This is a genomic window from Streptosporangium sp. NPDC023963 (assembly GCF_040639135.1).
Lineage (GTDB): Bacteria > Actinomycetota > Actinomycetes > Streptosporangiales > Streptosporangiaceae > Streptosporangium.
This window is the reverse complement of the sequence record NZ_JBEZZK010000004.1, coordinates 364,724-388,985: the sequence shown is the minus strand read 5'-3', so window position 1 is coordinate 388,985 and position 24,262 is coordinate 364,724. Positions and strand designations below refer to the sequence as shown.

Annotated in this window: 22 protein-coding genes; 11 read left to right on the top strand and 11 right to left on the bottom strand. The window is 71.8% G+C overall.

All coding sequences use genetic code 11. The annotated features are described in order from the left end of the window. Window positions 1-48 precede the first annotated feature (48 nt). From AB0F88_RS16195 to AB0F88_RS16185, 3 genes are all read right to left on the bottom strand, one after another. On the bottom strand, window positions 49-2,541 hold the full coding sequence (locus AB0F88_RS16195) for a DUF3516 domain-containing protein (RefSeq protein ID WP_362683506.1): 2,493 nt from the start codon (window positions 2,539-2,541) through the stop codon (window positions 49-51). Between the two features lie 127 nt (window positions 2,542-2,668). Then, the gene (locus tag AB0F88_RS16190) at window positions 2,669-3,409 is read right to left on the bottom strand and encodes an SDR family oxidoreductase (RefSeq protein ID WP_362683503.1); all 741 of its coding nucleotides are present in this window, start codon (window positions 3,407-3,409) and stop codon (window positions 2,669-2,671) included. 73 nt (window positions 3,410-3,482) lie between these two features. After that, complete coding sequence (locus AB0F88_RS16185; protein WP_362683500.1) at window positions 3,483-4,850, bottom strand: acyltransferase family protein; 1,368 nt, start codon at window positions 4,848-4,850, stop codon at window positions 3,483-3,485. A 291-nt stretch (window positions 4,851-5,141) separates the two neighbouring features. Here AB0F88_RS16185 and AB0F88_RS16180 point away from each other — a divergent pair, with 291 nt between their 5' ends. From AB0F88_RS16180 to rbsK, 3 genes are all read left to right on the top strand, one after another. After that, a complete protein-coding gene (locus AB0F88_RS16180; protein WP_362683497.1) occupies window positions 5,142-6,392 on the top strand; it encodes a sensor domain-containing protein in 1,251 nt (416 codons plus the stop codon). Further along, window positions 6,383-7,030: a response regulator transcription factor gene (locus tag AB0F88_RS16175; RefSeq protein WP_362683494.1), complete on the top strand. Its 648-nt coding sequence runs from the start codon at window positions 6,383-6,385 to the stop codon at window positions 7,028-7,030. The genes AB0F88_RS16180 and AB0F88_RS16175 overlap by 10 nt, the downstream gene beginning before the upstream one ends. Before the next feature lie 102 nt (window positions 7,031-7,132). Further along, window positions 7,133-8,029, top strand: coding sequence for a ribokinase (rbsK, locus tag AB0F88_RS16170; RefSeq protein ID WP_362683491.1), 897 nt, complete (start codon window positions 7,133-7,135; stop codon window positions 8,027-8,029). Between the two features lie 149 nt (window positions 8,030-8,178). Here the strand turns inward: rbsK and AB0F88_RS16165 are convergent, their stop codons facing one another. From AB0F88_RS16165 to AB0F88_RS16150, 4 genes are all read right to left on the bottom strand, one after another. Then, entirely contained in the window at window positions 8,179-8,649 is a 471-nt protein-coding gene (locus AB0F88_RS16165) for a MarR family winged helix-turn-helix transcriptional regulator (RefSeq protein WP_362683488.1), read from the bottom strand. After that, entirely contained in the window at window positions 8,642-9,904 is a 1,263-nt protein-coding gene (locus AB0F88_RS16160) for an NAD(P)/FAD-dependent oxidoreductase (protein WP_362683485.1), read from the bottom strand. The genes AB0F88_RS16165 and AB0F88_RS16160 overlap by 8 nt, the downstream gene beginning before the upstream one ends. A 322-nt stretch (window positions 9,905-10,226) precedes the next feature. Continuing rightward, entirely contained in the window at window positions 10,227-10,370 is a 144-nt protein-coding gene (locus tag AB0F88_RS16155; protein WP_329083413.1) for a hypothetical protein, read from the bottom strand. Between the two features lie 144 nt (window positions 10,371-10,514). Then, window positions 10,515-10,934 carry a heme-binding protein gene (locus AB0F88_RS16150; RefSeq protein ID WP_362683482.1) on the bottom strand — a complete coding sequence of 140 codons (420 nt, stop codon included), beginning with the start codon at window positions 10,932-10,934 and terminating at the stop codon, window positions 10,515-10,517. A 280-nt stretch (window positions 10,935-11,214) separates the two neighbouring features. On the opposite strand from AB0F88_RS16150, the gene AB0F88_RS16145 reads away from it, so the two are divergent. Both AB0F88_RS16145 and AB0F88_RS16140 read left to right on the top strand, forming a co-directional pair. After that, window positions 11,215-12,210, top strand: coding sequence for a class I SAM-dependent methyltransferase (locus tag AB0F88_RS16145; RefSeq protein ID WP_362683479.1), 996 nt, complete (start codon window positions 11,215-11,217; stop codon window positions 12,208-12,210). Window positions 12,211-12,244: 34 nt separating this feature from the next. Continuing rightward, complete coding sequence (locus AB0F88_RS16140; protein WP_362683476.1) at window positions 12,245-13,246, top strand: phosphotransferase; 1,002 nt, start codon at window positions 12,245-12,247, stop codon at window positions 13,244-13,246. 323 nt (window positions 13,247-13,569) lie between these two features. Here AB0F88_RS16140 and AB0F88_RS16135 read toward each other — a convergent pair whose 3' ends face one another. Together AB0F88_RS16135 and AB0F88_RS16130 are read right to left on the bottom strand one after the other, a co-directional pair. Continuing rightward, window positions 13,570-15,411 (bottom strand): tetratricopeptide repeat protein, encoded by a 1,842-nt coding sequence (locus tag AB0F88_RS16135; protein ID WP_362683473.1) that lies wholly within the window; start codon window positions 15,409-15,411, stop codon window positions 13,570-13,572. Between the two features lie 469 nt (window positions 15,412-15,880). After that, on the bottom strand, window positions 15,881-16,834 hold the full coding sequence (locus AB0F88_RS16130) for an NADP-dependent oxidoreductase (RefSeq protein ID WP_362684354.1): 954 nt from the start codon (window positions 16,832-16,834) through the stop codon (window positions 15,881-15,883). Between the two features lie 337 nt (window positions 16,835-17,171). Between AB0F88_RS16130 and AB0F88_RS16125 the strand changes: the two genes are divergently transcribed. The 4 genes from AB0F88_RS16125 to AB0F88_RS16110 all read left to right on the top strand — a co-directional run bounded on the left by AB0F88_RS16125 (window position 17,172) and on the right by AB0F88_RS16110 (window position 20,349). Further along, entirely contained in the window at window positions 17,172-17,924 is a 753-nt protein-coding gene (locus AB0F88_RS16125; RefSeq protein ID WP_362683471.1) for a class I SAM-dependent methyltransferase, read from the top strand. Window positions 17,925-17,954: 30 nt separating this feature from the next. Continuing rightward, window positions 17,955-18,887 (top strand): Ppx/GppA phosphatase family protein, encoded by a 933-nt coding sequence (locus AB0F88_RS16120; protein ID WP_362683468.1) that lies wholly within the window; start codon window positions 17,955-17,957, stop codon window positions 18,885-18,887. A gap of 37 nt (window positions 18,888-18,924) precedes the next feature. Beyond that, window positions 18,925-19,743: a DUF1206 domain-containing protein gene (locus tag AB0F88_RS16115; protein ID WP_362683465.1), complete on the top strand. Its 819-nt coding sequence runs from the start codon at window positions 18,925-18,927 to the stop codon at window positions 19,741-19,743. 165 nt (window positions 19,744-19,908) lie between these two features. Further along, entirely contained in the window at window positions 19,909-20,349 is a 441-nt protein-coding gene (locus tag AB0F88_RS16110) for an ATP-binding protein (protein ID WP_362683462.1), read from the top strand. Between the two features lie 42 nt (window positions 20,350-20,391). Here the strand turns inward: AB0F88_RS16110 and AB0F88_RS16105 are convergent, their stop codons facing one another. Then, window positions 20,392-20,856 carry a MarR family transcriptional regulator gene (locus tag AB0F88_RS16105; protein WP_362683459.1) on the bottom strand — a complete coding sequence of 155 codons (465 nt, stop codon included), beginning with the start codon at window positions 20,854-20,856 and terminating at the stop codon, window positions 20,392-20,394. Window positions 20,857-21,087: 231 nt separating this feature from the next. Between AB0F88_RS16105 and AB0F88_RS16100 the strand changes: the two genes are divergently transcribed. Next, window positions 21,088-22,416 (top strand): PHB depolymerase family esterase, encoded by a 1,329-nt coding sequence (locus AB0F88_RS16100; protein ID WP_362683456.1) that lies wholly within the window; start codon window positions 21,088-21,090, stop codon window positions 22,414-22,416. Here AB0F88_RS16100 and AB0F88_RS16095 read toward each other — a convergent pair. Further along, complete coding sequence (locus AB0F88_RS16095) at window positions 22,406-23,227, bottom strand: PaaX family transcriptional regulator C-terminal domain-containing protein (RefSeq protein ID WP_362683453.1); 822 nt, start codon at window positions 23,225-23,227, stop codon at window positions 22,406-22,408. The genes AB0F88_RS16100 and AB0F88_RS16095 overlap by 11 nt on opposite strands. 129 nt (window positions 23,228-23,356) lie before the next feature. Between AB0F88_RS16095 and AB0F88_RS16090 the strand changes: the two genes are divergently transcribed. Further along, window positions 23,357-24,223 carry an amidohydrolase family protein gene (locus AB0F88_RS16090; protein WP_362683450.1) on the top strand — a complete coding sequence of 289 codons (867 nt, stop codon included), beginning with the start codon at window positions 23,357-23,359 and terminating at the stop codon, window positions 24,221-24,223. Window positions 24,224-24,262: the final 39 nt, after the last annotated feature.

Genomic DNA, 24,262 nt, shown 5'->3' with positions numbered 1-24,262 from the left:
CCGATGTTTCCGCGCCCGGAGGACGGCGGCCGGGACGGCCAGGAGCCGTCAGAGGCGGTTCAGGCCGATGACGTGGACCACCGCGCGGCCCTCCTCGTCGGAGGCGGCGAGGTCGACCTGGGCGTCGATGCCCCAGTCGCCGTCGCCCGCCGGGTCGGAGACGACCTGGCGGACCCGCCAGAACTCCTTCTCCTCCTCGATGCGCAGCAGGCCGGGGCCGCGGGCGTCCGGGCCGGTGCCGATCTCCTCGTGGTCGTCGTAGTAGGCGTCGAGCGCGGCGCCCCAGTCGACGTCGGGGGCGAGCTGCTCCAGCTCCTGCTCGTTCTCCAGGGAGGCCAGCTCGATCAGGCGGAACATCGCGTTGCGGACCAGCACGCGGAACGCGCGGGTGTTGGCGGTGACCGGCTTGGTGCTCTCCTCCAGCGAGGGCGCCTCCAGCTCCCCGGTCGGGTTCTGCAACTGCTCCCACTCGTCCAGGAGGCTGGAGTCGACCTGGCGGACCAGCTCGCCGAGCCACTCGATGAGGTCGACCAGGTCCTCGGTCTTGAGGTGCTCGGGGATGGTCCGCGACAGGGTGCGGTAGGCGTCGGCGAGATAGCGCAGCACGGTGCCCTCGGAGCGGGTCAGCTCGTAGAACTGCACGTAGTCGGCGAAGGTCATCGCCCGCTCGTACATGTCGCGGACGACGCTCTTGGGGCTGACCGTGTAGTCGCCCACCCAGGGGTGGCCGCGCCGGTAGGTCTCGTACGCGCCCAGCAGCATGTCGGCCATCGGCATCGGGTAGGTGACCTCGGCCAGGAGCTCCATCCGCTCCTCGTACTCGATGCCGTCGGCCTTCATCAGCGCCACCGCCTCGCCGCGCGCCTTGTTGAGCTGCGCCGACAGGATCTGGCGGGGGTCGTCGAGGATGGACTCGATGATCGAGACCATGTCCAGGGCGTAGTTGGGCGACTCCATGTCGAGGAGTTCGAGGGTGGCCAGCGCGAAGGTGGACAGCGCCTGGTTCAGCGCGAAGTCCTCCTGCAGGTCGACGGTGAGGCGGGCCATCCGGCCGTGGTCGTCGGGCTCGCTCAGCTTCTCCACCACGCCTCCGGCCAGCAGCGACCGGTAGATCGCGATGGCCTGGCTGATGTGCCGCCGCTGCCACTTGCGGTCCTCGTGGTTGTCGGTGAGCAGGTGGCGCATCGCCGCGTAGCAGTCGCCGGGACGGTTGATCACCGCGAGGAGCATGGCGTTGCTGACCTTGAACCGGGAGTTCAGCGGCTCGGGCTCGGCGGCCTGCAGCTTCTCGAAGGTCTCCTCGCTCCAGCCGACGAAGCCCTCCGGCGGCTTCTTGCGGGCGAACCCGCGCCGTCTCTTGGGATCGTCGCCGATCTTGGCCAGGGCCTTCTCGTTCTCCACGACGTGGTCGGGGGCCTGGCAGACGACGTAGCCGATGGTGTCGAACCCGGCCCGCCCGGCCCGGCCGGCGATCTGGTGGAACTCGCGGGCGCGCAGCCGCCGGACCTTGTTGCCGTCGTACTTCGACAGGGCGGTGAACAGCACGGTCCTGATCGGGACGTTGACGCCGACGCCGAGGGTGTCGGTGCCGCAGATGACCTTCAGCAGGCCCGCCTGGGCGAGGCGCTCCACCAGGCGGCGGTACTTCGGGAGCATCCCGGCGTGGTGCACGCCGATGCCGTGCCGCACCAGGCGGGAGAGCGCCTTGCCGAACCGGGTGGTGAACCGGAAGTGGCCGATCATGGAGGCGATCGCCTCCTTCTCGGCCTTGGTCGACATGTTGATGCTCATCAGCGCCTGCGCCCGCTCCATGGCCGAGGCCTGGGTGAAGTGGACGACGTAGACGGGGTACTGGTTGGTGGTGAGCATCTCCTCCAGCGTCTCGTGGAGGGGGGTCATCCGGTACGAGTAGACGAGCGGGACCGGGCGCTCGGCGTTCTTCACCACCGCGGTGGGCCTGCCGGTGCGCCGGGTGAGGTCCTCCTCGAACCTGGTGACGTCCCCCAGGGTCGCCGACATCAGGATGAACTGGACGTTCGGCAGCTCCAGGAGCGGCACCTGCCAGGCCCAGCCGCGGTCGGGCTCGGAGTAGAAGTGGAACTCGTCCATCACCACCTGGCCGATGTCGGCGGCGGCGCCGTCGCGCAGCGCGACGTTGGCGAGGATCTCAGCGGTGCAGCAGATGATCGGCGCCCCGGGGTTCACGCTCGCGTCGCCGGTCATCATCCCGACGTTCTCGGTGCCGAACACCGCGCACAGGTCGAAGAACTTCTCCGACACCAGCGCCTTGATCGGCGCGGTGTAGAAGGTGCGCACGTCCCTGGTCAGCGCGGTGAAATGGGCTCCGGCGGCGACCAGGCTCTTGCCCGATCCGGTCGGGGTGGCGAGGATCAGGTTGTTTCCCGACACCACCTCGATGAGAGCCTCCTCCTGCGCCGGATAGAGGGTCAGTCCCCGCTCGGAGTTCCATTCGACGAAGGCGTCGAAGATGGCGTCGGGGTCGGCGTCGATCTCTTCTGGCAGGCGGTCTACGAGGCTCACGGTTCAATACTGCCGAAGAACTTGAGGTGGTCGGACCGGAGCTGGTCACGGATCACCTTACATTCCAGGTAAAGTGCGTGACTTTGTGTAGTTATGGCTGCTTTTTTCGGCATAAATGCTGATCAAATCAGATGGCACCGCCGTTGACGCGAAGCACCTGCCCGTTGACCCAGCGGGCGGGGCCGGCGAGGAACGCCACGACCTCGGCGATGTCCGAGGGCTGGCCCAGCCGCTCCAGCGGCGGCTGGGCGGCCATCCTGGCGACGGTCTCCTCGTCCTTGCCGTCCAGGAAGAGCGCGGTGGCGGTGGGGCCGGGGGCCACGGCGTTGACGGTGACGTCCCTGCCGCGCAGCTCGCGGGCCAGGATGAGCGTGAGGCCCTCGACGGCGCTCTTGGAGGCCGCGTAGGCGCCGTAGCCGGGATGGGCGAGCTTGATGACCGAGGTGGAGACGGTGATCAGGGCGCCGCCCCGGCGCAGCCTCCTGGCGGCCTGCTGGGCGACGGCGAAGGTGCCGCGTACGTTGACGCGCAGGATGCGGTCCAGCGCCTCGAAGTCGAGGTCGGCGACCGGGACGGGCGGGCCCATGATCCCGGCGGCGTTGACGACGACGTCGACGCCGCCGAAGGCCTCCTCGGCCGTGTCGAAGAGCGCGGAGACCGCGGCGGGGTCGCTGACGTCGGCCCGCACGGCGAGGCCTCCGCCCCCGGCCGTGGAGGCCTCCTTGGCCGCGGCCCGGCCCTCGGCGTCGTCGCTCGCGTAGTTGACGACGACGGCGTAACCGTCGGCGGCGAGCCGCTCCACGACCTGGCGGCCGATGCCTCGGGAACCTCCGGTGACGATGGCGACGCGAGCCGGTGCGGTGCTCATGATCGATAATCCTTCCGCGAGCTTGTGTACACTATGTACATATACACGTATGTGAGCACACTGTCCACATGTGTCATAGGTGAGAGGCGACGCGGAGCCGTCCGGCGCGCTCGCCCGGCGAGCCCGGCGAGCCCGGCGAGGTGGGCGAGGTGTCGCGGGAGGAGCCGGTGAGCGCCAGGCCCGCCACGATCGCGCCCGCCCCGAGCAGGGGTGCCGCCCCCGGGGCGAAACCGGTCACCGTGAGCGTGAGCAGGCCCAGTCCCACCAGCGCGGCGGCCACCAGGACCCTGGCCGTCCCGCCGGTGTACGGCCCGGTCGCGGGGGGCGTCTCGAACCGGGCGAACCCCCGCAGCAGCGGCCACATCGCCAGGGCGAGCATCAGCAGCCAGTGCGGCCAGCCGGACAGCCAGGCCGGGGTGCCCGGTTCGGGGGTGGAGATGCCCAGGCCCACCACGACCACCGAGACGATGACGAACAGCGCGCTCATGTGCCACAGGTAGAGGGTCATCATCCGGGCGCCGGCCCAGCCCAGCGCCCGCGAGACCCCCGGCCATCCGGCGAAGGAGACGATCCACCGGCGCAGCGCCAGTGCCAGCCCGACCTGGCCCGCCCCGATCGAGAGCAGCGCGACCGTGGGCGGCGCCATGTTGGAGACGGAGGCCCCCGGCATCCCGATCATGCTGAGCGGGTAGGGGCCGAGGACCGTCAGCGCCGCGCCCAGGCCGTACCCGGCCAGGGCCAGGACCCAGGGGCGGCCCAGCCGGCCGTCGGCGTACAGGAAGCCGAGCTGGTGCACCGCCAGCCAGACCAGCACGATGTTGGGGAGACCGGCGACGTCGAGGCCGCTGGTGAAGCGCAGGACGTCCACCGCCACGGCCCCCGCCGCCAGCGCGGCCGGCACCCGCCAGCCGTACGCCATGTTGAGCCTGAGCATCGGCGTGGTCGCCGCCACCGCGACAAGATAGATCGCCAGGAACCAGAGCAGCTGCCCGGCCAGCCGCGAGGCGGTCAGCACCGGCTGCTCCGGCACGCCGAGCGCGAGGAGCAGGTGGGGGAGGGGCAGCCAGACCGCCGCCAGCGGGACGACCGGCCAGGCCAGGCGGCGCAGGCGCCCCGCGAGCCACGCGGGGGTCGCCTCACCGCGCCGTGCCGCGCCGCGCCGGCTGATCGCGTTGGCCGCGCCGCCCGCGAAGAACACCAGCGGCATCACCTGGCTGATCCACGTGATCATCCACCCGTTCCCGGCGGCCAGCGCGTTGCCGGTGGATATCCGCCCGTCGGCGAAGGAGAGCAGCGGCATGCTCCAGTGCTGGAGCACCACCAGGACCATGCCGAACACCCGCAGCACGTCGACGAACGGGTCGCGCCCGGCGGGCGCCGGTGCCGTGCGAGGCGCCGCGCGAGGGGCCGGGGCCGCCGCCGGGGTGGCTGTCGGAAACACCGTCGGAAACACCGTCGGAGGCGCTGTCGGGGTCGTTGCGGGCCGCACTGCCGGGCCGGGGATCACGGCGGTCAAGGGGAGCTCGATTCTCAGGGAGGGAGAGAGAAGATCTCGGGAATGGCGTCGGGAATGGCGATGGGAGAAGCCTCTCTCCAGGGCTCCGGCGGCGCAGTGACGCGCGCAGCAGTCTTCTCGCCCGATCTCCCCACCGTCCCGGGTAGTGCTGACCCCACCCCGGTAAGCGGGCACGCAGGGTCGATCGGCGTGGCCGGTCCTCGTAGCGTGGGCGGCATGAGAACCCTCCTGCGCCGCATCGGTACCGACACCCGCTACCTGGTCGTGGGCTTCCCGCTGTCCGTCATCTGGTTCGTCCTGATGGTGGCCGGTTTCGCCGCGGGGGCCGGTTCGGCCGTCGCGTTCGTGGGACTGCCCATCCTCGCGACGACCCTCCTGGTCGCCCGGGGCTTCGCGGACGTCGAGCGGCGCTGGCTGCCCGAGGTGCTCGGCCGTCCCGTCTCCCGGCCGAGGTACCGGCCCGCTCCGGAGAACGCCGGATGGTTCCGCAGGATGATCAATCCGTTCACCAACGGCCAGTCGTGGCTCGACCTGCTCTACGGCATCGTGGCCTTCCCGATCTCCATCGTCACCTTCGTGCTGGCGGTGGTCTGGTGGGCCGGCTCGATCGCCGGCCTCACCTACCCGCTCTACGGGTGGATCGTCTACGCCATCCCCGGCAACGACGGGGGACTCGGCATGCTCCTCGGCCTGGGCGGCAGCCTGTGGGTCGAAGTGATCATCAATACCACCATCGGCGTGCTCTTCGCCCTCACCCTCCCGGTGATCGTGCGGGGTGCCGCGCTCGTCCAGGCCGGGCTCGGCCGGGCGATGCTGACCGGGGTCGCCGAGTTGCACGACCGCATCGACGACCTGGCCGAGGGCCGGGCCGCCGCGGTGTCGGCCGAGGCGAACGCGCTGCGCCGGCTGGAGCGTGACATCCACGACGGGCCGCAGCAGCGCCTGGTCTCCCTGGCCATGGACCTGTCGCGGGCCCAGCGCCAGCTCAGGCGCGACCCGGCGGGCGTCGAGCAGATGCTCGGCCAGGCGATCACCTCCACCCGCGAGACCCTGGACGAGCTGCGCGCCCTCTCGCGCGGCATCGCCCCGCCGATCCTCAGCGACCGCGGCCTGGCCCCCGCCCTCGCCGCGCTCGCCGGGCGCTGCACCATCCCCGTCGAGCTGGACGTCCAGGTCGAGGGACGCTTCCCCGCCGCGGTGGAGAACACCGTCTACTTCGTCGTCGCCGAGTCGCTCACCAACGTCGCCAAGCACAGCCACGCCACGGTCTGCACCGTGACGCTGAGCAGGACGGGGGACTTCCTCATGCTGACGATCGGGGATGATGGGGTCGGCGGCGCCCATGTCGCCAAGGGGCATGGCCTGTCGGGTCTCGGTGATCGCCTCAAGGCGGTCGACGGCGAGCTGGTGGTCGACTCACCGGCCGGAGGGCCGACGGTCATAGTGGCGGAGGTTCCGTGCGGGTAGTTGTGGCCGACGACGCGGTGCTCATCAGGGAGGGCCTGATCAGGCTCCTGGAGGAGTTCGGCTGCCAGGTGGTCGCCGCGGTGGGGGACGGCGACGCGCTGGTGGCGGCCGTCGCCGAGCACCGTCCCGACGTCTCGGTGGTGGACGTGCGGATGCCGCCCGGCTTCACCGACGAGGGGCTGCGGGCTGCGGTGGAGGCGCGCCGGAGGGTTCCGGGCACGCCGGTGCTGATCCTGTCCCAGTACGTGGAGGTGTCCTATGCCGACGACCTGCTCGCCGACGCCAGGGGCGCGGTGGGATACCTGCTCAAGGACCGCGTCGTGGACGTGGACGACTTCATGGGGGGCCTGCGCACGGTCGCGGCCGGAGGCACGATCTTCGACCCCCAGGTGGTGGCACAGCTGATGGTGCGACGCCGCCGCGACGATCCCCTCGCCCAGCTCACCCCGCGGGAGCGCGAGGTGCTGGGCCTGATGGCCGAGGGCAGGTCCAACCCGGCCATCGGCCGCCAGCTGGTGGTCAGCGACGGGGCCGTGGAGAAGCACATCCGCAGCATCTTCGCCAAGCTCGGCCTGTACGCCGAGGACGGAGACCAGCACCGCCGCGTCCTCGCGGTCCTGGCCTACCTGCGTTCCTGACCCGCGCTCCCGCGCTCCCGCGCTCCCGCGTTTTCGCGCTCTCGCACCCGCGTTCCCGCACCCGCGCTCTCACGCCCGCGTTCCCTACCGCGAGGAGGAACAGTGATCTCGGTCTTCGGCAGTGCCAACATGGACCTCGTGGCCTACGTCGACGTCGCCCCCGCGCTCGGCGAGACCGTGACCGGCCGCGCCTTTCGCACGGTCCCCGGCGGCAAGGGCGCCAACCAGGCCGTCGCCGCCGCACGGGCGGGCGCCGAGGTGGCCTTCCTCGGGGCCGTGGGCGACGACGCCTTCGGCGCCGAGATGCGGCGTACGCTGGCCGAGGCGGGGGTCGACGTGACGCACCTGCGCACGGTTCCCGGCCCCTCCGGCATCGCCCAGATCGTGGTGGACGGCGACGGCGGAAACTCGATCATCGTGGTCCCCGGCGCCAACGGGACCGTGACCGCCCCCTCCGAGGCCGAGATCGAGGTCATCTCCCGCTCCGACATGCTTCTGCTCCAGCTGGAACTCCCCGTCGAGGCCGTCACCGCCGCCGCCAGGGCCGCCCGCGCGGCCGGGACCACCGTGGTCCTCACTCCCGCGCCCGTCCAGCCGCTCCCCGCCGAGCTGCTGGAGGCCGTGGACGTCCTGGTGGCCAACGAGCACGAGGCCGCCGCGCTCACCGGCCAGGCCGATCACGAGCGCGCCCTGGAGGAGCTGAGGGGCACGGTCGGCTGGGTGATCATCACGCTGGGGTCGCGCGGCGCGCTCACCGCCTCGGGCGACGGGCCGGCCGTGCACGTCGAGGCCCCCCAGGTGCCCGTGGTGGACACCACGGCCGCGGGCGACACCTTCGTGGGCGCCCTCGCCGCGGCCCGCGTCGAGCGGCAGCCCGCCGGCCGGGCCGTCCGCTTCGCCACCGCGGCCGCGGGCCTGTCCGTCCAGCGCGCGGGTGCCAGCACCTCGATGCCCACCCGCGCCGAGATCGACCGGAGCCTTTCCGGAGCCGGCGCCTGACCTCGGCGCGCCGGCGCCCGTGCCCCGGCGATACCGCCGCACATCGCCGGGTGCGAGAGCGCCGGCTGCGCGTGGGGCCGCCCCGTCGAGGCGCGGTCGCGTGAGGACCGAGGCGCTTGGACCGCCGCCTCCGGGCGTGTCCGGCGATCTCAGGAACCGTCCCCGGAGGACAGGGCGTCGCGGACGGTGCGCAACATCCGGACCAGCTCGGCGGCGTCCGTGTCCGACAGCCCGATGGTCTCCGGGGCGTTGAATGCCTCGACTCCGGGCAGTGCGCGCTCGAGGAGCGTCCGGCCCGCCGCGGTGATCCGCAGCGCCGCGCGGCGTCCGCGGCCGCCTGGCCCGTCGCGCTCGACGAGGCCGCGCTCGATCAGGGACGTGGCCACCTCGCCGAGACTCTGCGGCCGCACCATGATCGTCCGGGCGAGTTCGGCCTGGCTGAGGTCGTCGCCATCGGCGAGCGAGGCCAGCACGCCGAATTGGACCGGGGTGAGCCCGACGGCACCGAAGACCTCGGTGAAGCCCCGGGCGACGACGTAGGAGGTCTGGATCAACTCCCAGAGCGGCAGGTCCGGTTCGCCCGCGGCCCATGCCCCCTCGCCGGGCCGCGCCTCACGCACCACGGGTCCCGGCGAGGGTACGGCCCAGCTGCGCGGCGGCGGCGAAAGCCGGCAGCGCGATCCGGGCGGCCCGGGTCCCCGCCGGGGTGGCGAGCCGGTGTACCCATCGCAACGGCTGCGTCGACGTGCGCACGGCCTCGCCGGCGTAGGCGGCCATCCGGTTCTGGAAGCGGTGTACCGCCAGCGGGATCGTGGACTCCCCGTCTCGTACCAGGACCAGCTCCTCGGCGAGCACGTCGGCGTCGCGGATCGCCGTGGCCGCGGCCATGCCTCCGGTGGGAGGCATGGCGTGTACGGCGTCGCCCAGCGCGGTGACGGCTCCGGCAGGCCAGGGGGTGAGGTCGGCGTCGGGATCGGCGGCGTGGAAGCCGAAGAAGGCCGCCGTCCCAGGATCGGCCGCACGCACCAGCGCGCGCACGGCCGGGCTCCAGCCCCGCAGCAGCGAATCGGTGAGCCGGATCAGCCCGGCGCCGTCGAGCTCCCGCGGCCGGCCGGGGTAGGCCCCGTCCGGCGCCAGCGCACCCCAGATCAGCGAGGGCGGCTCGATGATCGCCGGGACCTGTGTGCAGGCCGCGGGATCGACGGTGGCGCCGGATTCGGGGTCGTGGAGGGTGAGGAACAGCCCGACGCCTCCGGGGCCGAACGCCAGGGCGGGCCCCCGCGCCAGCAACGCGGGGACCAGAGGGCGGGTGCCGGCGGTCAGGGGAGTGCGGCCGGCGATGCCGCTCACCCCGGCCGGGAGGGAGGTCGGACGCCCGGCCAGCGCCCGCGCGACGCGCGACCTCACGCCGTCGGCACCGACCAGCAGGTCACCGCGGTCGGTGCCGCCGTCGGCGAAGTACGCGGTGACCGTGCCGTCGGGGTGGGTCCGGTGCCCGGTGAACTCCGATCCCAGCCGCAGCGCGTCACCCAGGCCGTGGGCCAGCAGCCGCCGCAGCGGGATCCGGCCGATCATCAGCGTCTCCGACGCCCGCTCGTTCGGTTCGGCGAACAGCAGTCGCATCCTGTGGTCGGCGACCGCGAACCGCGTGAACGTCCGCGGCCCGGCCGAACTGGCCAGCAGCGCCTGGTAGTGATCCGGCGCGAGATGGCGGCGCAGTGCCGCGCAGGCCGGATCGTTGAGATGGAGCCGGTATCCGCCCGTGGACTCCACGGCCTGATCGCGCTCGTGCACGACCACGTCGATCCCGCTACGGCGCAGCGCCTGGGCCAGCGTCAGCCCGCCCATCCCCGCCCCGATCACCAGAACCTTCACGACTCACCCCGTTATCAGGCACCTTATAGTCGACTATAAGGTGCCTGATAACGGGGTGAAAGAGGATCGGCGCCGAAACTCTCGTCACTCTCGTCGAGGCTCTCCGCCCGGGCTTCACGCCCCGCCCTCCTGTGCCGCCGGCCGAACGGCACGACCGGTGCCGGGCCGCTGCCCGAGGCCGGGCGCCGGGCGCCGGGCGTGCCCGCGCCCGGCGACGGCGTCATGCCGCTCGAGCCCGGCCTCTCGGCGCCGGTCTCCCGTTCGCGGGCGGCCGCGATGCCCCTCGCCCGGGGGCGTCGGCGCGCCGTGAAAAGGGGAACGTCTAGCCGTTGATCAAGGACGTCTCCGACAGCGTGAGCAGGAAGGCTCCGGCGGCGAGCAGCGCGATCGGCCAGGACCGGCTGATGGCGGACCAGATCGTGGCGGCCAGGAAACAGACCAGGGCGAGCAGCACGAGAACGTCCACGAGAATCCTCCAAGGGGTCACCCCCAGACGATCATCGTCTGGGGCAAGCCCTCACTGCCCTGCGACCCTCGGAGGTAACACGTCGCACCCCTGATTTCATCGGAAGGAGATTTCCGCTGACCCTGTTTATGTCGATATATCCGGCTATGCCCCTTCCCAGAGGGCCGCGGCGGCCTCGGCGCAGGCCACGTCCTGGGAAACGGTGCCGCCGCTGACGCCGACCGCTCCCGCCACCTCGCTCACCTCGCTCACCCCGCGCTCGTCGCCGGGCTCCCCGAGCGGGACGCCGCCGCCGAAGCACACGTACCGGTCACCGGCCAGGCCGTACAGCTCGCCTCCGGGCAGGACCAGCGGCGCGAGGTCGGCGGTGGGCATGCGGTGGGCCACCGCGGTGTAGGCCTTGCCGGGGGCGAGGACGGGCCCGGTGATCCGCGCGCCGTCCATCCGCTGGAACGCGACCAGGTGCCCGCCCGCGTCGACCACGGCGACCGAGATGAGCGCGCCCTCCCGCGCGGCCTGCCTCACCGCGGCCTCACACATGCGCAGCGCGAGTTCCAGGTTCACCGGTCTCCTCACCGCTTCGAAACCGTTTCGCCGGTCTTCGGCACGGGCGGCCGGGTGCGCGTGCGCCGCCGTCCGGGTGATGCGAGATGTCATAACGATGCGACGCCCGCGTGAGCCCTTCGGAGGACCGGTGCGAGCCGGGACCGTCGTCCCGCGAGGGAAGTGGCACCGTGCGGCGACATTCCGGCGCCGCTCACCGAGAGTGATGTTCAAGTGTCGTAGAGTTACGATCTTGTCACTGGCGGGATCGTCGAGGTGTCGTCCGGACGTGGGGAGAGGCATGCACAGTCACAACCGCGCGAGCGTCGTCCACCAGCTCAGGTACGCCCTCGGCCATCCGGGGAGGGTCCCCCGGCACCTGAGACGGCTGACCAGGGACCTGTGGCTGCGCCTGGGCAACCGCGACCACGTCGCCTACTACCGGGCGGTCATGAGGTCCGACACCGCGCGCAGTCCCCGGGGGGCCGTGGGCAGCAGGTCGTACCGGCGCTGGGTGGCCATGGGGAAGATGCAGTTCGACTATCTCGTGCGGCACGGGCTGAGGCCCGAGCACCGCATGCTGGAGATCGGCTGCGGCAACCTGCGGGCCGGGCGCCTGTTCATCGGCTACCTCGACCCCGGAAACTACTACGGGATCGACATCTCCCCGGACATCCTGATCGCCGCCCAGGACACCCTGGTCTCCTACGACCTGCGCGACAGGTTCCCGCACCTTCTGCCGGTCGGGGACCTGCGCTTCACCGCCCTGCCCGACCAGGCGTTCGACGTCGTCCACGCCCACAGCGTCTTCTCCCACTCCCCGCTCCACGTGATCGAGGAGTGCTTCCGCGGGGTCGGCCGGATCATGAGGCCGGGAGGCTGGTTCGACTTCACCTTCGACCGCACCGAGGGCAGGGAGCACCACGTCCTGCGCGAGGACTTCTACTACCGCGCCGAGACGCTGGTCGACCTGGCCGCCGCGTGCGGGCTCCAGGCGACCCTCATGGACGACTGGGAGCGGCTTCCCCACCGGCAGTCCAAGATCCGCATCACCCTCCCGGGGCGGGAGGCCGCCGAGGAGCACGCCGCGCGGGACGCCGGCCGCCCGGCGGAGGCCGTACCGGACCACGGGCGGCCCGAGATCGCGCTGGACCGCGACCCGTCCGGGAGCGGGCGGGGCCACGCCCTCCCCGGGGACGAGAGAGACCGCGTCCGGCCCGGAGCGGGGCATCAGGGACACCCCGGCCGCGAAGCGGGGCGGGCGACGCCGGATCTCGCGAAGGAATCCCGGATGTAGTCTGGCGCTTCGCGCGACCGACCTGGAGGAACCGATGCGGGCCCACGACCTGTCCGCCGGGGGCGACGTGCTGGACCGCGTGCACGACGTGGCCCGCGAGGCGACCCGGATCCACGGCCTGACCGGCGCCGAGGTCACCCTGGTCAACGTGTCCGAGAACGCCACCTACCGGGTGGACGACCCGGCCACGGGGACGCGGTCCATCCTGCGGGTGCACCGGCTCGGCTACCACACCACGCCGGCGATCCTGTCCGAGCTGGCCTGGCTGGAGGCGCTCCGCGAGCAGGCCGGGATCCGCACCCCTCGGGTGATCCCGGCTCCCGGCGGCTCCCGGGTGCTGACCGTCCCCGGCCCCGAGCCGCGCGACTGCGTGATGTTCGAGTTCCTGCCCGGCGCCGAGCCCTCCCACGACGACCCGGTGCCCGGCTTCGAACGGCTCGGCGCCCTCACGGCGCGGATGCACCGGCACGCGCGCGGGTGGTCCCGGCCCGGCGGGTTCACCCGTTTCCACTGGGACCACGAGGCCGCTCTCGGCGCCGGGTCGCGGTGGGGCCGCTGGCAGGACGGCCTGGGGGTGGAGGCCGAGGCGCGGACCGTGCTGGGACGGCTGGACAAGGAGTTGCGCGAGCGGCTGCACCGCTTCGGCCGCGGCCCGGAACGATACGGCCTGATCCACGCCGACCTGCGCGCCGCCAACCTGCTCGTGGAGGGCGAGAACCCGCCCGCGGTCATCGACTTCGACGACTGCGGCTTCGGCTGGCATCTCTACGACCTGGCCGCGGCGGTCAGCTTCGTCGAGCACCGCCCCGAGATTCCCGAGCTGGTCGACGCGTGGGTGCGGGGCTACCGGACCGTCCTGGACCTCCCGGCCGGGGACGAGGCCGAGATCTGGACGTTCATCCTGTTCCGCCGCCTGCTGCTGGTCGCCTGGATCGGCACCCACACCGGCGCCGACATCGCCGCGGAACTCGGCTCCGGCTACACCGAGGGCAGCTGCGAACTGGCCGAACGCTATCTCGCCGGCTCGCTCGGCTGAGCCTGCCCGCCGCCGCTCGCCGCCTGCCTCCTTCCGGCTCCGCCCGTTCCCGGCGGGCGCGGCATTCGCGAAGGGGCGTCCGATGGCGTGGCGCAGGGTGACCGCGCATCGGGAAATCACTCCTACCCGCCTGGGATCCCGGGGATAGGGGGAGGGCGAATACGGGACGTCGTACGTATCACCACGTGCGCCGCGGATATTCGGATAAGGGGATTCTCCCGGACGAAGCCATCGCCTTACCGACCGTGACTTTCCCGGCAGTCCTTCCGAATCCGGAATGTTCTCCGGCGTTCTCGGCCCGGCCCCGGCCGGGACGAGACGAGTCAGGACTTCAGCTCGCGCCTGATGTCCTCGTCGTCCGGGGCCAGTTCCAGCGCGCGGGTGAGATCGGCGACCGCCTCCCCGTCGCGTCCGGCGGCGCGCAGCGCCATCGCCCGGTTGAACAGCAGGGCCGGGTCGTCCCCGGAGCCGAGGGCCCGGGTGAAGTCCGCGACGGCGCCCTCGGGGTCGCCGGTCTCGAACGACAGGAGCCCCCGGTTCGCCCAGGCGGCCGCCAGCGAGGGCGCGAGCTCCAGGGCCCGGTCGAAGGCGGTGCGAGCCCTGTCGTAACGGCCCTCCGCGGTCTCCACCTGGCCCAGCGCGCACAGCAGGTACGGGTTGGCGGGATCGATCGCGAGCCCGGTCTCCGCGTCCGCCCTGGCCGCGGCGTACTCGCCGAGCGCGGCCAGCAGCCCCGCCCGGTTGGCCAGGCCGTCCACGAACTCCGGGTCCAGCTCCAGCGCGTGGTCCAGGTCGGCGAGCGCGCCCCGGTGGTCACCCGCGGAGAAGTGGATCTCGGCCCGGTTGTAGTAGGGCTCGGGGAAGGGCGGGCCGACCCGCATCGCCGTCTCGTAGTCGGCGACCGCCGCGTCCATCCGGCCCAGCCGGTGCAGCAGGTTGCCCCGGTCGATGTAGTAGTCGGGATAGCCGGGGTCGGCCGCGATCACCGCGTCCAGGTCCTCCAGCGCCTCCTCGGGGCGGCCCAGCATCACGGCGAGCTGTGCCCTGTTGGCCAGCAGCACCAGCCGGTGTATCGGGTGCTCGTCGGGCCGCAGGTCGCGGTCGGCCAGGGCCACGGCCTCCTCGACCAGCTCCAGGGCCCTGGCGGGACGGCCGCGCCGCACCTCCACCAGTGCCCGGCCGTTGAGGTCGAAGCCCATCTTGAACGCCCGCTCGCGCGGGTCGGGCAGCAGCGAGGAGATGGCGATCGCCTGGTTCACCAGCGCCAGCGCGGCGTCGGGGTCGCGCCGGGTCCGGTCGCGGTGGCGCACCTTCAGCATCCCGGTGGCGTAGGCGGCCGAGGCGTGGACCGTGGGGGAGAGACTCTCCCGCCTGGCCAGGTCGAACAGCGCCTCCGCCTCGTCCTCGCGGCCCAGCGCGGCCAGCGCGGTCGCGGTGCTGTGCAGGAGCCGCCACCAGGTCGCGGGGTCGTCCTCGGGGCCGGCGAGGCGCAGGGCGCGCTCACCGAGATCCACCACGGCGTCGTGGTAACCCTCGTCCAGGCACCACTGCACCGCGAACAGGAACGCCCGCACCGCCTTCGACGGGTCGCCGCCGCGCTCGCGGTGGTACGGGATCGCGCCGAGCCGCGCGCCGGCCGTTCCCTCCCTCTCCAGCTCGTCGGCGAGGGCGTCGTGCCGCTCGGCGCCGAGCGGCTCCTCGGGGGCGGTGGCCCGCTCACGGGTCACCACGGTCAGCAGCTCCCCGGGTACGCGGCGCCGCAGCACCGTCAGGAGCTCCAGATCGGTGGGGTCGGCCAGGTCGACGTTCTCGACGACGAGCGTGCGAGGGCCGGTTTCCGACAGGTGCTCGCGGACGAACTCGGCCAGACCGTTGGCCAGGCGCAACGTGCGGCGCGGCGCGTGCACCAGGATCCGTTCCGCGCCGGGCAGGCTCGCGGCCACCGACCGGCGCCGGGCGGGGACCAGATCGCGCAGGTCGGGCGCCACGGCACGCAGCTCGATGTCGTAGCGGGCGACGAGTTCGGGCCGGGCGGCGGGCAGCAGGGCGGAGACGATCGCGCCCCCCGCGGTGTACGGCCCGCGCAGGCGCCGGTCCGCGTCCACCACGGGCAGCGGCGGTGCGGGACGAGACGGGTCGCCCTGCGGGTACGGTCCCCGGCTCACCGGACTCCTTTAACTCGATTAGCTGATATTTGATGATATGGCTATGCCGGGGAGCCGGCGCCCATCACTGGACGCCGGTTCTGTGATTCAGTCTCAGCCGACGTGCTTAGGACTCGCGGTGCCACTGAGTGCGATGGTGCCAGGCTTGTGAACAATGACACGTTTCATTATCGGCCTTCCTCGCGAATAGAACAAATTGCAAGTATTCGCAGTAATAGACCATACTGACAAGATCTATTAGTTATCGTGGCCGGATCCGGACAACCCCTGGACAGGGGCCGCACGGTGGTGTCGGCAGAACCGGCGCGGCTCATCCGGGATTCGCGCCCGTCCGGATCCGGTACCGCCACGTGTCCACGACGGGCGGCACACCGTCCGCCCGCGTCGTGGCGGCGTCGTAGCGGCGTGGTGGCGCCGTACGCGCGGGGGAAAGCGGGAAAGCCGGAAGGGCCGAAAGGCGGAAAGGCGTTCAGGGGGCCACCCGCAGCACGATCTTTCCCTTGGCGCGGCCGCCGGCGAGCCGCTCGTGGGCCGCGGCGGCCTCGTCGAGCGGGAACACCTCCTCGACCTCGGGGGCGATCAACCCGCCCTCTATCAGCTCGGCGATCTGGGCCAGGGCGGACCCGTCCGGCTCCACCAGGAACGTACGGGTGCGAAACCCCCGGGCCTCGGCGGCGCGCAGCAGGTCGGGGGAGACGCCCGAGGGCACCGGGACGAGCAGCCCGCCGGGGCGGAGGACGTCGAGGGAACGCGTGCTCGTCGCGTCGTGCTCGTCCCCGACCAGGTCGACGACCACGTCCACGTCGCGCACCACGTCCTCGAAGCGGACGGCCGTGTAGTCGACGAGCTCGTCGGCCCCCAGCCCGCGCAGCCAGTCGTGCTTGCCGGCGCGGGCGGTGCCGATCACGTACGCGCCGAGGTGCTTGGCGATCTGGACGGCGAGGTGCCCGACGCCGCCCGCGGCGGCGTGGACGAGGACGCGCTGTCCCGGAGCGACCCTCGCGGTGTCCACCAGGACCTGCCACGCGGTCAGCGAGGCCAGCGGCATGGCGCCGGCCTCGTCGTGTCCCAGGGAGCGCGGCTTGCGGGTGAACTGCCTCGACGGCGCGGTCACGAACTCGGCGTAGGCGCCGGCCTGGCGCGGGAACCACGGCATGCCGTACACCTCGTCTCCCACCTCCAGGCCGCTCACCCCGAAGCCGGTCTCCTCGACGACGCCGGAGACGTCCCAGCCCAGGATGAAGGGCGGGTCCCCCAGGACCCCGGCCATACCCGCGCCCGCCCTGGTCTTGAGGTCCACCGGGTTCACCCCCGCCGAGACGACCCGTACCAGCACCTCGGTGGGCAGCGGCTCCGGGCGCTCCACGCGGACCGGGCGCAGCACCTCGGGGCCGCCGAAGGTATCCTGGCTGATCGCCCGCATAAGGGTCACGATGGCTCTCCCCGATCTCTCGTCGTTCTTCCCGCAGGTGTCGCCGCCCGTGAGAGCGGTGTGGATCACGCTACCTTCCCGGAGGCCGGCGACCCGGTCGCCCTGCCGTTCGCCGGGGCGCGAGCCGTGCGTGACGCCCTCGCGCCGGGCCGTCGCGGGAGACTCCCGCGGGAATGAGACCCTGATGCGTCGACGTCCTTCCTACCGCGGGACGACCGCACGACCACCGCACGACCGGTCCAGGCCGGTGGGTGCGCCACCGACCCGCGGCACCACGCCGCGATCCCGCCCCACGGCTCAGGCCGGGGGCCGCACACGGGGGTATTCGATGAAGGAATCAAGGAGTCGCTGGACGGACATCGCGGGGGGCGACGCCGGAGAGCGGTACGCGGAGAGGTTCGCCCGGCTGGCCGAGTCGGGGGCGGACATGCACGGCGAGGCGCGGTTGTGCGCGGAGCTGCTGCCGCCGGGCGCCCGGGTGCTGGACGCCGGGTGCGGCACCGGGCGGGTGGCGATCCGGCTGGCCGAGCTGGGATACGACTGCGTGGGCGTCGATCTCGACGCGTCCATGCTCGACGTCGCCCGGAGGACCGCGCCACGGCTGCCCTGGATCCTGGCCGATCTCAGCGATCTCGGCGACCTCGACGCGCTCGGCGCGCTCGGCGGCCCGGTGGACCCCGTGGCGGGGGCGGGCCAGGCCGTCCGGGGCGGCCAGGGCGATTCGACGGAGAAGGCGGAGAAGCCGGAGAAGAGGGAGAAGGCGGAGAAGGGCGGGAGAGGCGGGAGTTTCGACATGGTCGTCGCCGCGGGCAACGTCATCCCCCTGCTCGCCCCCGGGACCGAGGCGCGGACCGTCGCGGGGCTCGCGGCGCTGCTGCGGCCCGGCGGGCTGCTGGTGAGCGGGTTCGGGCTGGACGCCGCGCACCTCCCGCTCGCCTCGGCGACGGTCACCCTGGCGGACTACGACGACTGGTGCCGGACGTCGGGGCTCACCCCGCTGCGGCGCCTGGCGACCTGGGACGGCGCGCCCTACGACGGCGGTGGATACGCGGTGAGCGTCCACACGCGCACCGCGGGCTGACGGGCTTTGGGGGAGTAGTAACTTCATCCCATGCGACTGGGCGTTCTCGACATCGGTTCCAACACGGTCCATCTGCTGGTGATGGACGCGCACCGGGGGGCTCGGCCGCTGCCGGCGTACTCGCACAAGGTGGACCTGAGGCTTTCCGAGCACATGGAGGAAGGCGACCGCCTGTCCGCGCGGGGCGCCGCGCGGCTGCGGGAGTTCGTCGAGGAGGCGCTGCGGCTCGCCGAGGACAAGGGCGTCGAGGACCTCATGGCCTTCGCGACGTCCGCGGTCAGGGAATCGGTGAACGGTGAGGAGATCCTCGCCGGGATCAAGGCCGACACGCAGGTCGACATCGAGGTGCTGTCCGGCCAGGACGAGGCGAGGCTGACGTTCCTGGCCGTGCGCCGCTGGTTCGGGTGGTCGTCCGGGCGGCTGCTGGTGCTGGACATAGGAGGGGGGTCGCTGGAGATCGCCTCGGGCATCGACGAGCAGCCCGACGCGGCGGTGTCGCTCCCGCTGGGGGCGGGCCGGCTCACCCGCGACTGCTTCACCGCCGACCCGCCGCCCGCCGACGAGGTGCGGGCGCTGCGCAGGCACGTACGGGCCGAGATCGCCCGCACCGTGGGAAACGTGGCCCGGTACGGCCAGGCCGACCACGCGGTGGCGACGTCCAAGACGTTCAGGCAGCTCGCCAGGATCGCCGGGGCGGCGCCCTCGCACGAGGGGTCGTCCGTGCGCCGGGTGCTCAGGCACGCGGACCTGGTCGGGTGGACCGACCGGCTGATCAAGATGAGCACCAGGGAGCGGGCCGAGCTGCCCGGGGTCTCCGAGGGGCGGGCGCCGCAGCTGCCGGCCGGGGCGATCGTCGCCGACGCCGCGATGGACCTGTTCGGGGTGGCCCAGCTCGAGGTGTGCCCCTGGGCGCTGCGCGAGGGAGTGATCCTGCGGCGGCTGGACGCGATGCCGGAACGGTGAGGTTTACCAGAGCGTTCACAGGTAAGAGCGCATAGTCATGAACAGCCCTCAGGCTCACGTGGAAGGTGCCGCTCGCAGAGCGGCCAACAGTCAGACGCTCGACAGGCTGGCGCGGGTTGGATTGGCCTGCCGGGGTGTCCTCTACGGTTTGATCGGTTTCCTCGCCCTGCAGATCGCCTTCGGCGGGGGAAGCGGCGGCAAGGAGGCCGACAAGACCGGCGCGATCGAGACGGTGGCCGAGCAGCCGTTCGGCACGTTCCTGCTCTGGCTCATGGTCGTCGGGTTCGTCGCGCTGGTGGTCTGGCAGCTGTTCGAGGCCGTCATGGGCCATGGACGGACCAGGGACCGGGTGGAGTCGGGCGGGCGGGTGGCGGTCTACACGCTGATCGTGGCCACGCTGCTCGGCGTGCTGCTGCGCGGTGACTCCGGGGCCTCGATGGACAACCAGTCGAAGGACCTCACGGCCACACTGATGGACCTGCCCCTGGGGCAGTTCATCGTCGGCCTGATGGGCCTGGGCCTGATCGGCCTGGGTGCCTACTGGATCCGCCAGGGCTGGAAGAAGGAGTTCCTCAAGGACCTGCGCACCGGCGAGATGCCCGCGAGGGCGCGAGAGCTCGCCGAGAAGTTCGGCATGGCGGGATACATCGCCCGTGGCGTGATCGCCGCGGTCGCCGGCGTCTTCGTCATCCAGGCCGCGGTCACCTACGACCCCGACAAGGCCAAGGGCATCGACTCGACGCTGCGCTCGCTGGCCGACACCCCGGCCGGTCCGTGGCTGCTCGGCGTCGTCGCGATCGGTCTGCTGCTGTTCGCGGTCTACTGTTTCTTCGAGGCCCGCTGGCACCGCGTGTGACGGATGGAACCGCACGGTACGCCAGGTGCGGACACGCAGGTGAGGCGGCCTCTGGCAAGCCTCACCTGTCTATCCGGTAAGTGATCGCATTCCTACTTTTCCGCGACATCTTCTTCGCCGAGCTCCGCGTCTTCCCATCAGTGAAACGGTATCGGAGGGGGCGGTATGGACTCGTCGGAGTACGACGGCAGTGAATGGGTTCTCCGCCTGGCGGGTTCCCCGGACCAGGTGGTCAGAGCCCGCCGCCTGGTCTCGATGACCCTGGGGCGAGACCATCCCCTCCACGACGACTGCGTCCTGCTGACCAGTGAGATCGCCACCAACGCGGTGATCCACTCCCGGTCGGGGGACGGCGGGGCGTTCACCGTCACGGTGGCCTGCTCGGGGGCGGGGGTACGGGTCTCCGTCCAGGACGAGGGCTCCTCCGAGGCCCCCTGTGTGTGCCGTGCCTCGGCCGACGCGACGGGGGGCCGCGGCCTGCCCCTGCTGGAGGCGCTGGCCCACCGCTGGGGCGTGGTCAGGGAGGCCGGGTCCAACAGGGTGTGGTTCGAGCTGGTGCTGGAGATGGCAGGGCTGCGCGCGGGCAGCCTGGCCGGCGCCCGCTGACCCCGCGACCGGGCCGCCTCACGGGCCGCCTCAGGGGCCGACTCAGGGGCCGGAGGCGGGCGGGCGCAAGGCTCGCGTGCAGAGGGTGAGACCCTCCATCAGCGTGGTACGCGTGGTGTCGTCGACCTCGGCGAGCATGTCCTCCTCGATGCCGTCGAGCGAACGGTCGCAGTGCCGCAGCGCCGCCTGTCCTTCACGGGTGAGATGGGCGCGGAGCGTCCGGCCGCCGTCCGGGTGCGCGTCACGGCGGATCAGGCCGCGTTGTTCCAGCTCGCGGACGACCAGGTTCATCGCCTGTGGCGTGACGAAGGCGATGCGGGCCAGTTCGGCCGAGGAGAGCCCGGCGCGCATGCGCAGCTCGCTGAGCGCCATGTATTCGGTCGTCGTGATGCCGTACCGGACGAGCGCCTCGTCGAGCCGGGCGCGGATGCGGCGCTCCAGCCGGTAGACCATGTAGCTCAGGCGGGGGGCAGCCTGGTCGGCTGCGGGGGTGCGGCGCGAGGTCACGGGACGACCATAACCGGCGATGTAAGTTTCGCGCCCTTAATATCAAGCTACTTGATAACAAATCGCTTGATAAGCAGTGCAAGCAGCATTTTTCCGTGGATGGAGCGTCATGATCACTTAAGGGCGTTGCTTGACCGTTCGTCGGTGTCGCCCCTATACCGGCTGATGTCAGGACGAGTCGTCGGCGCCGCGGCCTCGTGCATCGAGCGAACGTCAAGCAGAGGAGAGCCGATGAAGCAATTGACCGCCGTGCTCGCGGGCGTCAGTTCCGCGGTGCTGTGCGCCGCCACGATCCTGGTGGCCGGACAGTCCGCCGCCGCGGCCACCCTGACCGAGGTGACCGGCTTCGGCGCCAACCCGGGCAACCTGCGGATGCACCTCTACGTGCCGGACAACGTGCAGTCCAGCCCCGCGATCGTGCTCGCCATGCACGGCTGCGGCGGCTCGGGGCCGGGCTTCTACTCGGGTTCGGAGTTCCGGACCCTCGCCGACCAGCACGGTTTCATCGTCATCTACCCGTCGGCGTCCAAGAAGGGCAACTGCTTCGACTCCTGGTCCGCGGCGTCGCACGTACGCGACGGGGGCAGCGACCCGGTCTCGCTGATGTCGATGATCACCTACACGCGGCAGCGCCACAACGGCGACGCCGACCGCATCTATGTCACCGGCAGCTCCGCCGGCGGCATGGAGACCAACATCATGCTCGGCAACTATCCCGACGTCTTCAAGGCCGGGGCGGCGTTCATGGGGGTGCCGTTCGGCTGCTTCGCGAACGAGGCCGACTACATTCCCTCGCCCGGCGCGAGCAACTGCGCCTCCGGGCGGATCAGCAAGACGCCCCAGCAGTGGGGAGACCTGGTCCGCGCCGCCTACCCCGGATACAGCGGTCCCCGGCCGCGCGTCCAGCTCTGGCACGGCACCACGGACAACCTCGTCTACTACGCCACCCACCAGCAGGCGATCGACCAGTGGACCAACGTGTTCGGCCTGAGCCAGACGCCCACCGGCTCGGACACGCCGCAGCCGAACTGGAACCGCCGCCGCTACGCCGACGGCTCCGGCACGGTGCGGGTCGAGGCGTACAGCATCCAGGGGGCCGGCCACAGCCTGCCGATGAGCGGGATGGCCGCGGCCGCGATCCAGTTCTTCGGCCTCACCGGCGGGCCGAGCCCGTCGCCGACCCCGACCCCGACCCCGAGCCCCACCCCGACACCGACTCCCACCCCCACCCCCGACCCGGGCACCGGGTGCAGGGTCACCTACCTTCCCAGCACCTGGAACAACGGCTTCACCGCCGATGTCACCGTGACGAACACCGGCGCGACCCCCGTCAACGGCTGGACCGTGACCTGGACGTGGCCGGGGAACCAGCGGGTCACCGGTGCCTGGAACGCCACGGTGACCCAGTCCGGCTCCCAGGTCAGCGCGCGCAACCTCTCCTACAACGGCACCATCGCCCCGCAGGCCCGGACCGGTTTCGGGTTCCAGGCCACGTACAGCGGCACGAACGCGGCTCCGACGGCGTTCGCGCTGAACGGGACCTCCTGCGTCATGGGGTGAGCCGGTCCAGGAGGCCGGAGGCCACTTTCAGGGCGGGCCGTTCGTACTCCTCGGCGCGTGCGTGGAAGACCTGCTCGGCCCGGATCGCCGGCCAGTCCGCGGGGAGGTGTTCGGCCGGCAGGTGGGGATCCTGCCGGACGAGCTGCAGCCAGTCGGTGTGCAGCAACAGCTGCCGTACGAGATCGTCCGGCGCGTCGGGAAGTGGCCGGGTGACGTCCCACCTGGCGAGGAACGCCCGATAGCGCCGGGCGATCTGCTCGATGTCGAAGGCCTTCGCGACCAGGTCGGCGGCCTCGGTGGGCCTGAACGCCCTGGCGGTCAGCACCGTGACGTGGTCGTCCACGTCCAGCGCGTCGAACACTCCGGTGACCTCCTTCGTGCCCGGAGCGATCCACAGCCCGCTCTGCAGCGGGCCGAACCCGGCCCAGACGAGCCGGGAGCGCAGGTCGTGGCGGGTGCTGCGCCGGCTGTCCGGCAGGGAGAACCCGACGACCGTCCAGGTGCCGTCCCAGTCGCGGTTCACCGCGCCGGTCTCCCAGATCCGCCGGCGCCCGTCCCGGAGCACCGCCTCGGCGTACGGGGTGAGCTCGATGTACGCCCTGCGTCCCACCCGATACCGGGTCACGAGGTCGCGCTTCACCATGCGGGCGAGCGTGGACCGGACGGCCTCCTCGGAGACGCCGAGACGGGCGAACACCTCGATGACGCTGCCCGAGGAGATGGCGGTGCCGCGGTCCAGCGCGTAGATGCCGAGGAAGCTGAACACCAGGGACTGCGGGCGCGCGGGCAGCACTGCCGGCGCTGCCTGCACTGCCGGCACTGCCTGCACTACCGGCGCCGCCGGTTCGTCTTCGCCGCCGATGCTCACACCGAAAGCGTAGACGGACCGGATGTCATGCACATAATTGACGGAAGTCATATATATGCCCGAGGAGAGCGCATGAACGTCGACGAGCTGGTCGCCATAGACGTGCACACGCACGCGGAGGTCTCCGCCGACGGGCACGCCTCGCTCGGTGACGAGCTGGCCGGCGCCTCGGCGAAGTACTTCAAGGGACACTCCCGGCCCACCGTCCCCGAGATGGCCGCCTACTACCGCGAGCGCAGGATGGCGGCGGTCGTGTTCACCGTCGACGCCGAACACGCCACCGGGCATCCGCGCATCTCGAACGAGGAGGTCGCGGCGAGTTGCGCCGCCCACGCCGACGTGCTGATCCCCTTCGCCAGCGTCGACCCGTGGAAGGGCAGGGCCGGTGTCCGCGAGGCGCGCCGGCTCGTGGCCGAGCACGGGGTGCGCGGCTTCAAGTTCCATCCGAGCGTCCAGGGCATGGCGCCCGACGACCGGGCGGCCTATCCCCTCTACGAGGCGATCGAGGAGATGGGCGTGCCGGCGCTGTTCCACACCGGCCAGACCGGCATCGGCGCCGGCCTGCCCGGCGGGGGCGGGATCCGGCTGAAGTACTCCAACCCGATGCTGGTCGACGACGTCGCCGTGGACTTCCCCGAACTGCGGATCATCCTCGCCCATCCGTCCTTCCCCTGGCAGGACGAGGCTCTGGCGGTCGCCACGCACAAGCCGTACGTCTACATCGACCTGTCCGGATGGTCGCCGAAGTACTTTCCGCCGCTGCTCGTCCGGTACGCCAACACGCTGCTGAAGGACAAGGTGCTCTTCGGGTCCGACTACCCGATGATCACGCCGGACCGGTGGCTCGCCGACTTCGACGCCCTCGACATCAAGCCCGAGGTCCGCCCGAAGATCCTCAAGGACAACGCCGCACGCCTGCTCGGGCTCGGCTCCCCCTAATGTCGGGCAGAGTATTGACGTTCGTCATGAATGTGCCTA

Bases quoted from the DNA above. Each gene is read 5' to 3' on its own strand.
- AB0F88_RS16140 (WP_362683476.1), top strand. From the start codon at position 12,245: ATGCGGGCCCACGACCTGTCCGCCGGGGGCGACGTGCTGGACCGCGTG.
- AB0F88_RS16180 (WP_362683497.1), top strand. From the start codon at position 5,142: ATGAGAACCCTCCTGCGCCGCATCGGTACCGACACCCGCTACCTGGTC.
- AB0F88_RS16145 (WP_362683479.1), top strand. From the start codon at position 11,215: ATGCACAGTCACAACCGCGCGAGCGTCGTCCACCAGCTCAGGTACGCC.
- AB0F88_RS16100 (WP_362683456.1), top strand. From the start codon at position 21,088: ATGAAGCAATTGACCGCCGTGCTCGCGGGCGTCAGTTCCGCGGTGCTG.
- AB0F88_RS16190 (WP_362683503.1), bottom strand. From the start codon at position 3,409: ATGAGCACCGCACCGGCTCGCGTCGCCATCGTCACCGGAGGTTCCCGA.
- AB0F88_RS16125 (WP_362683471.1), top strand. From the start codon at position 17,172: ATGAAGGAATCAAGGAGTCGCTGGACGGACATCGCGGGGGGCGACGCC.
- AB0F88_RS16090 (WP_362683450.1), top strand. From the start codon at position 23,357: ATGAACGTCGACGAGCTGGTCGCCATAGACGTGCACACGCACGCGGAG.
- AB0F88_RS16120 (WP_362683468.1), top strand. From the start codon at position 17,955: ATGCGACTGGGCGTTCTCGACATCGGTTCCAACACGGTCCATCTGCTG.
- AB0F88_RS16110 (WP_362683462.1), top strand. From the start codon at position 19,909: ATGGACTCGTCGGAGTACGACGGCAGTGAATGGGTTCTCCGCCTGGCG.
- AB0F88_RS16130 (WP_362684354.1), bottom strand. From the start codon at position 16,834: ATGCGGGCGATCAGCCAGGATACCTTCGGCGGCCCCGAGGTGCTGCGC.
- AB0F88_RS16115 (WP_362683465.1), top strand. From the start codon at position 18,925: ATGAACAGCCCTCAGGCTCACGTGGAAGGTGCCGCTCGCAGAGCGGCC.